The organism is Kitasatospora phosalacinea (assembly GCF_030268885.1).
Taxonomy (GTDB): domain Bacteria; phylum Actinomycetota; class Actinomycetes; order Streptomycetales; family Streptomycetaceae; genus Kitasatospora; species Kitasatospora phosalacinea_C.
In genome coordinates this window covers 329,551-340,705 of the sequence record NZ_BSSA01000004.1, presented here as the reverse complement: position 1 = coordinate 340,705, position 11,155 = coordinate 329,551, and the positions used below count along the sequence as shown (strand labels likewise).

The window sequence follows — 11,155 nt, the reverse complement described above, 5'->3', positions numbered from 1 at the left end:
GGGAGGGATAACCGCTGAAAGCATCTAAGCGGGAAGCCTGCTTCGAGATGAGCACTCCCACCTCCTTGAGAGGGTAAGGCTCCCAGTAGACGACTGGGTTGATAGGCCGGATATGGAAGCCCTGTGAGGGGTGGAGTTGACCGGTACTAATAGGCCGAGGGCTTGTCCTCAGTTGCTCGCGTCCACTGTGTTGTTCTGAAACAACGACCCCCTTGCCCAGGTCACGGGCGGGGTGGCGGATAGTTTCATAGTGTTTCGGTGGTCATAGCGTGAGGGAAACGCCCGGCTACATTCCGAACCCGGAAGCTAAGCCTCACAGCGCCGATGGTACTGCAGGGGGGACCCTGTGGGAGAGTAGGACGCCGCCGAACAATCTTTCAGAGAAAGCCCCCTGACGGGATGTCAGGGGGCTTTCTCGCGTTTCCGGACCGGAAGCGGAAGTTCCGGAGAGGGGTGGGCGAACGAGTCCGGTCCGTGATCGTCGGGCGGTTGTTTGGGTGAGGGGTTGACGGCAGACTGCCCGTCATCAGGATTGGTCCAGACCATCGGATGGCGACGGAAGGGCTTCGGGGGACATGGGAGTGGACGGGCGGGGTTCGCCCGCCGGAGTGCGGCGGGCCGGGCAGCACGGGGTGGTGCTGGGGGCGGCGGCGGTGACGGTGTGGTTGGCCGTGGCGGTGCTGACGGCGTTGACGGCGTTGACGGCGAGCTCGGTGACGGAGGGGATGCGCAGCCGGTTGGCGGAGGATCCGCGGGTGTCGGTCTCCCTGGTGGGGCGGTACGCGGACGGGGCGGACGAGAAGGCGGACGCCCAGGTGCGGGGGGCGTTGCGGCGGGCGTTGCCGGGGACGTCGGCCCAGGTGGAGGAGGTGTTGCGGGCTTCGAGTCCGTTGACGGTGCCGTTGCCGGGTGGGGCGGTGTCGACGGGGAGGCCGGCGGGGGCGGGGTTGCCGGTGGTGCCGATCTCGGTGGCCGATCCGCAGCGGTTGGCGCAGTTGGTGCAGGGGAGTTGGCCGTCGGGGCCGGACCAGGTGGTGCTGTCGGAGACGGCGGCGCGGCGGCTGGGGGTGTCGGTCGGCGGGACGGTTTCGGTGGTGAAGGTGACGAAGGTGCTGCCGCTGCGGGTGAGCGGGGTGTACCGGGAGGCGCCGGGGGCGGCTCCGCTGTGGCGGGCGTGGCAGGTGTCGTCGGGGTTGGACGCCTCGTCGGGGTTGGCGCTGGTGTCGCGGGAGCTGCTGCGGACGGATCCGTCGCTGCGCGAGGAGGTGGACGTGCAGTGGACGGCGCTGCCGTCGCCGGGGCAGTTGCGGGTCGAGGGGTTGGGGGCGCTGCGGGAGCAGGTGGAGCGGCTGACCAAGGGTGATGCCGCCCGGACGGTGTTCCGCGGGGCGGAGCCGCCGGTGCGGGCGCTGCGGGCGGTCAGTGACGTTCCGGCGGCGTTGGACGCGCTGCGGTCGCCGATGATGGTGGCGCGGTCGGGGATGCTGGTGCCGGTGACGATGTTGGGGGTGCTGTCGGCGGTCACGATGGTGCTGACGGTGCGTCAACTGACGGACTTCCGACGGGCGGAGCTGGTGCTGCAGTTGGCGCGCGGTGCGGGGCGGGCCCGGTTGTTCGGGGTCGCCGCGGTGGAGTGGGCGGCGTGCATGGTGCCGGCCGCGCTGGTGGGCGTGTGGGCGGCGGGGCCGCTGCTGCGGGTGCTGGAGCGCTCGGGGCTGCCGGTGGAGGGGGCGGCCGCGGAGGCGGTCGGTCCGGCGGCGTGGGTGGTGGCGGGGACGGCGTTGCTGCTGCACGGGTGCGCGGCGCTGCTGCCGGTGGTGTGGGCGGCTGACGGTGGCGAACGGGAGACGCCATCGCGCAGTGCCCGCCGGGTGGTGGCGCAGCGGGCCGGGGCGGACCTGGTGCTGGCCGCGGTGGCGGTGCTGGCGTACCTGCAACTGCGGCAGTACGAAGGGTTGTTGAGTCCGGCGTCGAGTGCGGTCGGGTTCGATCCGGTGCTGGTGCTGGCGCCGGTGGTGATGACGGTGGCGGCGGCGCTGCTGCTGTTGCGGTTGCTGCCGCCGCTGGGGCGGGGGTTGGAGGCGCTGGCGCGGCGCGGGCGGGGTCTGGTGGCTCCGTTGAGCGGGTGGCAGGTGAGCCGGGGGCGTTCGGGTCAGGGGGCGCCGGTGCTGTTGATGGCGTTGGCGCTGGCGGTGGGGGCGTTGACCACTACGGTGGTGGCCGGTGAGCCGCCGAGCGACCGGGACCGGGCGGCGTTCGCGTTGGGGGCGGACCTGCGGGTGACGGGCGGTGAGCTGCCGCGGGGGGAGCGGTACGGGGCGCTGGCGGGGCTGCCGGGGGTGGCGGCGGTGACGCCGCTGGTGTCGGTGCCCGGGACGGTGCGCGACGCGTCGACCACGGTGCTGGGGGTGGACACGGCGGCGGTGCGGTCGTCGGCGACGCCGGAGCGGATGGCGTCGGGGGCGTGGACGCACGCGGTTCCGGCGCTGCGTTCGGACCTCGACGGGGGTTCGCTGGCCGAGCAGTTGGGGCGGTTGGGGGCGGACGTCCCGGTGCACGGGATGGTGCTCGCGGGGCGGCCGTCGTCGGTGGACGTGCAGGTGTCGGTGGCTTCGGCGGCGCCGCCGGAGCGGACCGGTCCGGTGTGGTTGTCGGCGCAGGTGGAGGACGCGAGCGGGTTGGTGACGACGGTGCAGGGGCGGTTGACGCCGGACGGGGTGTCCCGGACGGTGTCGCTGCCGCTGGGGACGGGGGCGCTGCACCACCCGCTGCAGGTGACCCGGTTGTCGTTGCGGAGCACGCCGGTGCGGCAGTTCCCGCGGGCGACGCTGACGCTGACGGTGTCGGGCGTCGCGGGGGCGTCGCTGCCGCCGGGCACGCACTGGTCGGACGTCACTCCCGGGGGGCCGGTGCGGACGGGGCTGGGGTGTCCGGGGCGTTCGGACGCCGACCAGGCGGCCGCGGTGAGCCGTGCGGGGGTGTGCGAGGAGTCGGAGCCGGACGGCGGGGTGCTGTCGGCGGTGGTGCGCGGGGCGCTCCCGGAGATCGGGGTGGACCAGGGGCCCGGGGCGGAGGCGTTCGCGCTGAGCGCGGGGACGGACACGGTGTCGTTCGGGATGCCGCCGACGGGCGGGGCGGCGAAGGTGATGCCCGTACCGGCCCTGGTGAACGCGGCGTTCCTGCGGGAGACCCACTACGCGGTGGGTGACCAGGCGCGGTTGGTGTTCGGGGAGGAGGAGCAGTTCAAGCTGCAGGTCGTCGGGGTGGTGGCGGACCTTCCGGGCGGCCGGGGCCGGGACGTGCCGCAGGCGCTGGTGGACGTGCGGGCGCTGTCGGCGGCCCGGGCGGGGCTGGGGCTGGATCCGGTGGCGGACGAGGCGTGGCTGCTGGCGGCGTCCTCGAAGGAGGGTGCGGCGCAGGCGGAGCGGGCGGTCGCGGCCGATCCCCGGCTGGGCGTGGTGGACAGCGTGCGGGCGCGGGCGGCGGCGTTGGCCGAGGACCCGTTCCGGCACGGGCGGCGCAGTGCGCTGCTGCTGTCGTTGGCGTTGTCGCCGGTGTTCGCGGTGGCCGGGTTCACGGTGCACGCGGTGGGGTCGGCGCGGGCCAGGCGGCGGGAGTTCGCGGTGCTGCGGGCGTTGGGGGTGCGGCGTCGGCAGCTGTCCGGGGTGCTGCGGTTGGAGCAGTTGGTGGTGGTCGGGTTCGCGGTGTTGCTGGGCGGGGTCCTCGGGGTCGCGCTGGCGGCGGTGGTGCTCCCGTTGATCATGGTCGACGGCGGTGGCCTGGCGGTGTTCCCGGCCCTGCGGTTGACGGTGGGTTGGGGGTGGACGGCGGTGGTGGTGCTGGCGACCGGCCTGGGGGCCGGTGCGGTGGTGCTGGTGCTGTCGCGGATGTTGGCACGGGTGGATCTGGCGCGTGAGCTTCGGGCGGGGGAGAGCGGATGAGCGGGCGGGGTGGACCGGGGTGGCGCGGGCTGCGACCGGGCGGGTTCGGCGGTTGGCGGCCGGCCGCGCGCGAGGCCCGGACGGGCTGGCCGGTGCTGGTGGTGCTGGCGGGGCTGGTGGCGGTGCTGACGGTCGCGGTGCTGCTGTGGCCGCCGCTGTTCGACCGCTCGGCGAACCGGGAGCTGGCGCGCCGGTTGACGGTGGCCCAGGTGAACGGGCCGCTGATGACGGTGCGCACCGAACTGACCGGGCCGCTGAACCCGATGCACGCGTCGACCGCGCCGCAGTTCGACACCCTGGACGCGGAGTTGACCGAGGTCGGCGAGGAGATGCGGCAGGCGTCCGGGGGCGAGCTGGCGCGGTCCCTGGTGCGGGTGTCGGGGTGGACGCAGGTCGAGGGCATGGAGCTGACCGGCGTCCACGTGCCCAGGCCGTTCGGGAGCCCGCCGAGCGTGTCGCTGGTGTACGCCCAGGACGCGGCGGACCGGGTGCGCTGGGTGGCCGGTCGGGCGCCGGGGCGGCCGGTCGACGCGAGGACGGCGCCGATCGAACTCGGGCTCTCCGCCAAGTCGTTGGAGCTGCTCGGGGTGTCGGTCGGCCAGCGGGTGCTGCTGTCCGGGGAGCCGGAGTTCACCGAGGCGGTGGTGGTCGGCGAGTTCGAGCCGCTGGAGGGGTCGGACGACCTGTGGCGGGAACTGCCGCTGCTGAACTCGCCGATGGACTCGCCGGTGCCCAACGGCTACGTCCGCTACGGGCAGGCGATGGTGGCCCCGGCCGGGGTGGAGGCGATGGAGGCGCGCGGGTCGCGGACCACGGCGGCCTCCTGGGTGTTCTGGTTGGCCGAGCAGCCTTGGGGCGGTGGCGGCACGGCCCGCGGGGCGGCCGAACTGTCGTCCTCGGCAAGGGTGTTCGGGAGCGCGATCGCGGACAAGGTGTGCGGTGGGGCGGTCTCCGGCCTGGACGACGCCTGCGTGATCCGGGCGCGCCGGATGGCCACGCCGCAGTTGAACCAGCAGCTCTCGCCGCTGGTGGACGCGTTCGTGGCGCAGCGTTCCCGGACGGTCGTGCTGCAGTCGTTCGCGCTGGCGGGGCTGCTGGCGGTCGGGGTGTCCACGGCGGTGGCCGCGGCCCGGCTCGGGGCGCGGCGCAGGGAGGCGGCACTGGCGCTGCAGCGGGCCCGGGGGGCGGGTGAGCCCGCACTTGCTGCCGTTCGGCTGCTGGAGGCCGTTCCGGCGGCCCTGGTGGGCCTGTTGGCGGGCTGGGCGGTGGCCGCCCGGTGGTCCGACGGGCGGCCGTTGGGTGCGTGGTGGCCGGCCCTGCTGTCGGCGGGGCTGGTGGCGTGCGCGCCCGCGGTCGCGGTGTGGTGGCAGGGCCGGGCGGCGCGTCGGGCGGGCCGGGAGCCGGTGCGCCGACGGGGGCTGAAGCGGGCGCTGGGCCTGTCGGCGCGGCTGGTGGTGGAGGGTGCGGTGCTGCTGCTGGCGGGGGCGGGCGTGCTGCAGTTGCGGCTGCGCGGCGCGGCTCCGGCGGGGGCCGAGACGGATCCCCAACTGGCTTTGGTGCCGGTGGCGTTGGGCATGGCGGCGGTGGTCGTGGTGCTGCGGGCGTACCCGGTGCCGCTGCGGTGGGCGACCCGCTGGGCGCGGCGCCGCCGCGGTGCGGTCGCGCTGGTCGGGCTGGCGCAGGCCGGGCGGCGTTCGGGCGCGGCGGCGACGGCGCTGCTGGTGCTGGTGCCCGCGCTGGCCTGTGCGGTGTTCGGCGCGCTGGTGTCGGGCACCGTCCGGCAGGGCCGGGTGGAGAGCGCGCAGTGGCGGGTCGGCGGTGACGCGGTGGTCCTCGGGCCTTCGCAACGCGCGCTGCCGAACGAGGAGTTGGGCAAGGTGCCGGGTGTCGCCGGGGTGCTCCGGGTGCGCGGCGGGCAGGCGTCGCTGACCTCCGACGAGGACGGGACGACGGTGAAGGGGGTGGGCCTGGTCGGGGTCGATCCGGCGGAGCTGGCCCGGTACGAGCCCTCCTCACCGCTGGTGGCGGCGCTGTCCGCGCCGGAGCTGTCCGGGCCGCTGTCGGCGGGGGCGGAGCTCCCGGCGCTGGCGGACCGGGCGACGGCGGCGCGCTTCCCGGACGGTTCGTTCGACGCGACCGCGGGCAGCGCCGGGTTCCGGGTGCGGATCGTCGGGGTGATCCCGGACGGCACGGTCGCGGACCGGGCGATCGGCCCGGTGGTCGGCGACGTCGGCACGGCGGGCGGGCTGCTGGTGTTCGGCGGCCCGGGGGCGGAGCTGCTGCCCCGGCAGAACGGGCAGCGCAACGCGGCCGTGCTGTTCGCGGAGCCGGGCCGACCGGGTTCGGTGGCGGGGGCGGCCCGGATCGACGCGGGCCGGGTGAAGGCCGTGGTGGAGGGCTCGGCGGCGGCCGCGGGCGCGGGCGGCGGCGGGGCGCCGGGCGGGGCGATCAGCCGCGGCGCGCCGATCGAGGTCCGCTACCTGGACGAGCAGGTGGAGGTCTCCGCGGGCGACGGCCTGGTGGCGGCGCTGGAGACGGCGTTCCGGGTGTCGGCGGCGGTCGGCCTGCTGCTGGGGCTGGTCGCGGTGGTCCTGGAGCTGTTGCTCGGTTCGGCGGAGCGCGGGCGGATGCTCGCCCACCTGCGGACGCTGGGGCTCGGCGGCCGGGCCGCGGCGGGGGTCCAGCTCGTCCAGCTGCTCCCGGTGGTGGTCGCGGCCGTGGTCGGCGGGACGCTGCTGGGGCTGGCCCTGCCCTGGCTGCTGGGCCCGGCGCTGGAGCTGCGGGTCTTCACCCAGGGCCCGGGCGCGCCGGCGTTCGCCCCGGACTGGGCGGGCGTCGCGGTGGCGGCGCTCGGCCTGCTGGTGCTGGTGCCGTGCGCGGCGGCGCTGGAGGGGTTGGCGGGGCGCGGCCGGGTGCCGCAGGTCCTGCGGCTGGGGGAGGGCGCGCAGTAGCGGCTGCTGCTCCGGGAGGCGGCGGGGTCGTGCGCCCGCGGGCGCACGACCCCGCCGTGCCCGTCGGTGCGGTCGTGCGCGCCGGGGTGTCGGCGGGGCGGAGTACCTTTCCGGTGGCGTGTTCCTGATCGCGGGTGAGGTGTCCGGTGCAGCTGGCTCAGGTGGAGGGGGTCCTGGAGCGGATCACGTACGCCAACGAGGAGACCGGTTACACGGTCGCTCGGGTGGACACCGGGCGCGGGGCCAACGACCTGCTGACGGTGGTGGGGGCGCTGCTGGGGGCGCAGGTGGGGGAGAGCCTGCGGCTGTTCGGGCGGTGGGGTTCGCACCCGCAGTACGGGCGGCAGTTCACGGTGGAGAACTACACGACGGTGCTGCCGGCCACCGTCCAGGGCATCCAGCGGTACCTGGGCTCGGGGCTGATCAAGGGCATCGGGCCGCGGTTCGCCGAGCGGATCGTGGAGCGCTTCGGGGTGGAGACCCTGGAGGTGATCGAGAACGAGCCGGGTCGGCTGATCGAGGTGCCGGGCCTGGGCCCGAAGCGGACGAAGATGATCGCGAGGGCCTGGGAGGAGCAGAAGTCCATCAAGGAGGTGATGGTCTTCCTGCAGGGCGTGCAGGTGTCGACCTCGCTGGCGGTGCGGATCTACAAGCAGTACGGCGACGCCTCGATCGGGGTGGTGAAGAACCAGCCGTACCGCCTGGCGGCGGACGTGTGGGGCATCGGCTTCCTGACGGCGGACCGGATCGCGCAGGCGGTGGGCATCCCGCACGACTCGCCGGAGCGGGTGAAGGCGGGCCTGCAGTACGCGCTGTCGCAGTCCACCGACAACGGGAACTGCTACCTGCCCGAGGAGCGGCTGATCGCGGACGGCGTGAAGCTGCTGCAGGTGGACGTCGGCCTGGTGATCGACTGCCTGGCGGAGCTGGTCGCGGAGGAGGGCGTGGTGCGCGAGCGGCTGCCGGGGGCGGACGGGCAGGAGGTGACGGCGGTGTACCTGGTGCCGTTCCACCGGGCGGAGGTCTCGCTGGCCAACCAGCTGCTGCGGCTGCTGCGCGCCGAGGAGGACCGGCTGCCGTGGTTCCGGCAGGTGGACTGGCCGGCCGCGCTGGGCTGGCTGGCGAAGCGGACGGGCGCCGAACTCGCCCCGGAGCAGGAGCAGTCGGTGCGCCTGGCGCTGACCGAGAAGGTCGCGGTGCTGACCGGCGGCCCGGGCTGCGGCAAGTCGTTCACGGTGCGGTCGATCGTGCAGCTGGCGCTGGCGAAGCGGGCGAAGGTGGTGCTGGCCGCGCCGACCGGGCGGGCGGCCAAGCGGCTGGCGGAGCTGACCGGGGCGGAGGCTTCGACGGTGCACCGGCTGCTGGAGCTGAAGCCGGGCGGGGACGCCGCGTACGACCGGGACCGGCCGCTGGACGCGGACCTGGTGGTGGTCGACGAGGCGTCGATGCTGGACCTCATCCTGGCGAACAAGCTGGTCAAGGCGGTCGCGCCGGGCGCCCACCTGCTGTTCGTGGGGGACGTCGACCAGTTGCCCTCGGTGGGTGCGGGCGAGGTGCTGCGGGACATGCTCTCGCCCGGCAGCCCCGTCCCGTCGGTGCGGCTGACCAGGATCTTCCGGCAGGCCCAGCAGTCCGGCGTGGTGGTCAACGCGCACCGGATCAACGAGGGCCTGCCGCCGCTGACCGAGGGCCTGCCGGACTTCTTCCTGTTCGTGGAGGACGACGCGGAGCGCGCGGCCGGCCTGACGGTGGACGTGGTGGCCCGCCGGATCCCGCAGCGCTTCGGCCTCGACCCGCGCCGGGACGTCCAGGTGCTGGCGCCGATGCACCGCGGCCCGGCGGGGGCAGGCGCGCTGAACACGCTGCTCCAGTCGGCGGTGACCCCGGCCCGCGAGGGTCTGCCCGAACGCCGGTTCGGCGGGCGGACGTTCCGGGTCGGCGACAAGGTCACCCAGATCCGCAACAACTACGACAAGGGGCGCAGCGGGGTCTTCAACGGCACAGTGGGCGTGGTGACGGCACTGAGCGTGGACGACCAGAAGCTGACGGTGACGACCGACGAGGACGAGGAGGTGCCGTACGACTTCGACGAGCTGGACGAGCTGGCGCACGCGTACGCGGTGACGATCCACCGTTCGCAGGGCAGCGAGTACCCGGCGGTGGTGATTCCCGTCACCACGTCGGCGTGGACGATGCTCCAGCGGAACCTGTTGTACACGGCGGTGACGCGGGCCAGGAAGCTGGTGGTGCTGGTCGGTTCGCGCAAGGCCATCGGGCAGGCGGTGCGGGCGGTGAGCGCCGGACGGCGGCACTCCGCGCTGGACCACAGATTGGCTGCGGGCTGAGTTCGAGGCGGTACGGTACGTTCAGAGGTTGTCTTGACGTGAAGAGATTTAGGGCGGAACCTGGTCCGGTGCCGCCGCCGATCTTGTCCGGTTCACACCGGTGGGAGCGGCGGAGTTTGTAGGCCCCGGTCCTTCCCGGGGCCACCCCCGGGTGCGCGGCCGTCCTTCGGGTGGGGGATCGTTGAGACAGTCAGGGCAGTCGGATGAGGATCAATTTCGTCGGTGAGGAAGACGTGAGCGACAAATCGGTAGTACTGCGGTACCAGGACGGCGAGTACGAGTACCCCGTCGTCGAGAGCACTGCGGGCAACTCCGGCTTCGACATCTCGAAGCTGCTCCCGCAGACCGGCCTGGTCACCCTGGACAACGGTTTCGGCAACACCGCCGCCAACAAGTCCGCGATCACCTTCATCGATGGTGACGCCGGCATCCTGCGCTACCGCGGCTACCCGATCGAGCAGCTGGCCTCGGAGGCCAACTTCATCGAGACCGCCTACCTGCTGATCAACGGCGAGCTGCCGAAGGCGGGCGAGCTGGCGGCGTTCAGCAACGAGATCACCCAGCACACCCTGCTGCACGAGGACGTCAAGCGCTTCTACCAGGGCTTCCCCCGGGACGCGCACCCGATGGCGATGCTCTCCTCGGTGGTCGGCGCGCTCTCCACGTTCTACCCGGAGAGCCACAACCCGTTCGACGAGGCGCAGCGCAACCTGTCGACCGTCCGGCTGCTGGCGAAGCTGCCGACCATCGCGGCGTACGCGTACAAGAAGGCGATGGGCCAGCCCTTCGTCTACCCGCGCAACGACCTCGGCTACGTCGAGAACTTCCTGCGGATGACCTTCGCCGTCCCGGCCGAGGACTACGAGCTCAACCCGGTCGTGGTCAACGCCCTGGACAAGCTGCTCATCCTGCACGCGGACCACGAGCAGAACTGCTCCACCTCGACGGTGCGCCTGGTCGGCTCCTCGCACGCCAACCTGTTCGCCTCCATCTCGGCGGGCATCTCGGCGCTGTGGGGCCCGCTGCACGGCGGCGCCAACCAGGCCGTGCTGGAGATGCTGGAGCAGATCCAGAAGGACGGCGGCGACGTCGACGCGTTCATCCGCAAGGTGAAGAACCGCGAGGACGGCGTCAAGCTGATGGGCTTCGGCCACCGCGTCTACAAGGCGTTCGACCCGCGCGCCGCGCAGGTCAAGGTGCTCGCCCACGAGGTGCTGGCCCAGCTCGGCAAGTCCGACGCGCTGCTGGACATCGCGCTCAAGCTGGAGGAGCACGCGCTCAAGGACGACTTCTTCGTCTCGCGCAAGCTCTACCCGAACGTGGACTTCTACACGGGCCTGATCTACCGCGCGATGGGCTTCCCGACCAGCATGTTCACCGTGCTGTTCGCGCTCGGCCGGCTCCCCGGCTGGATCGCCCACTGGCACGAGATGATCAAGGACCCGACCAGCCGGATCGGCCGCCCGCGGCAGATCTACACCGGCGTGGAGATCCGCGACTACGTGCCGCTCGACGCCCGCTGAGCCGTCGGCCGCGACGCCGAAGGGGCCCGGTCCCGCCCTCCCGTACAGGGGGCGGGGCCGGGCCCCTTCGCGTCTGCCTCGTTGGGGCGCACGGCGCCCGGGACGGCCCCGGTCGGGAACGGCCGCTCAAAGCGTTCCCGGGGGGTCCGGGTCCGGCCCGGTTGCCGTGCGCGAGGGCAGTCGACGAATCGACGGCCCGTCCGGGGCCCGCCGGAGCCCCGCTCTACAAAAGGTAAGACGTACCAGGGGGCGCAGAGTTACGCCAGGGGGGTGTGAGTTGCCTCTCTCCACTCTCCGTGTGCAACCGCGCACCCGGCGGCCGGGTGCATATCACACCGCACGCCCGCCGCGCGGCGTCACCCACCCCGCAGCCATCGCAACCCAGCGTGATAGGA

At 73.6% G+C, this 11,155-nt stretch carries 5 protein-coding genes and 2 rRNA genes; 6 read left to right on the top strand and 1 reads right to left on the bottom strand.

Translation table 11 applies throughout. The features are described 5' to 3' along the window. Both QSK52_RS09330 and rrf read left to right on the top strand, forming a co-directional pair. A 23S ribosomal RNA gene (locus QSK52_RS09330) occupies nt 1-170 on the top strand; the annotation flags it as partial. 84 nt (nt 171-254) lie between these two features. After that, nucleotides 255-371, top strand: a 5S ribosomal RNA gene (gene rrf / locus QSK52_RS09325). A 155-nt stretch (nt 372-526) separates the two neighbouring features. On the opposite strand, the gene QSK52_RS09320 is transcribed toward rrf, so the two are convergent. Then, nucleotides 527-1,525, bottom strand: coding sequence for a hypothetical protein (locus QSK52_RS09320; RefSeq protein WP_285735451.1), 999 nt, complete (start codon nt 1,523-1,525; stop codon nt 527-529). Here QSK52_RS09320 and QSK52_RS09315 point away from each other — a divergent pair. From QSK52_RS09315 to QSK52_RS09300, 4 genes are all read left to right on the top strand, one after another. Next, nucleotides 1,500-3,941 carry an ABC transporter permease gene (locus QSK52_RS09315; RefSeq protein WP_285735464.1) on the top strand — a complete coding sequence of 814 codons (2,442 nt, stop codon included), beginning with the start codon at nt 1,500-1,502 and terminating at the stop codon, nt 3,939-3,941. The genes QSK52_RS09320 and QSK52_RS09315 overlap by 26 nt on opposite strands. Beyond that, nucleotides 3,938-6,892, top strand: coding sequence for a hypothetical protein (locus QSK52_RS09310; protein ID WP_285735450.1), 2,955 nt, complete (start codon nt 3,938-3,940; stop codon nt 6,890-6,892). The genes QSK52_RS09315 and QSK52_RS09310 overlap by 4 nt, the downstream gene beginning before the upstream one ends. Before the next feature lie 146 nt (nt 6,893-7,038). After that, nucleotides 7,039-9,237, top strand: a complete 2,199-nt coding sequence (gene recD2, locus QSK52_RS09305) for an SF1B family DNA helicase RecD2 (RefSeq protein ID WP_285735449.1) — start codon at nt 7,039-7,041, stop codon at nt 9,235-9,237. Between the two features lie 233 nt (nt 9,238-9,470). Then, entirely contained in the window at nt 9,471-10,760 is a 1,290-nt protein-coding gene (locus QSK52_RS09300; RefSeq protein ID WP_285735448.1) for a citrate synthase, read from the top strand. The last annotated feature ends 395 nt before the right edge of the window (nt 10,761-11,155 follow it).

Excerpts from the sequence above, each read along its gene's own strand:
- QSK52_RS09315 (WP_285735464.1), top strand. The coding sequence starts at position 1,500 with ATGTTGGGGGTGCTGTCGGCGGTCACGATGGTGCTGACGGTGCGTCAA.
- QSK52_RS09310 (WP_285735450.1), top strand. The coding sequence starts at position 3,938 with ATGAGCGGGCGGGGTGGACCGGGGTGGCGCGGGCTGCGACCGGGCGGG.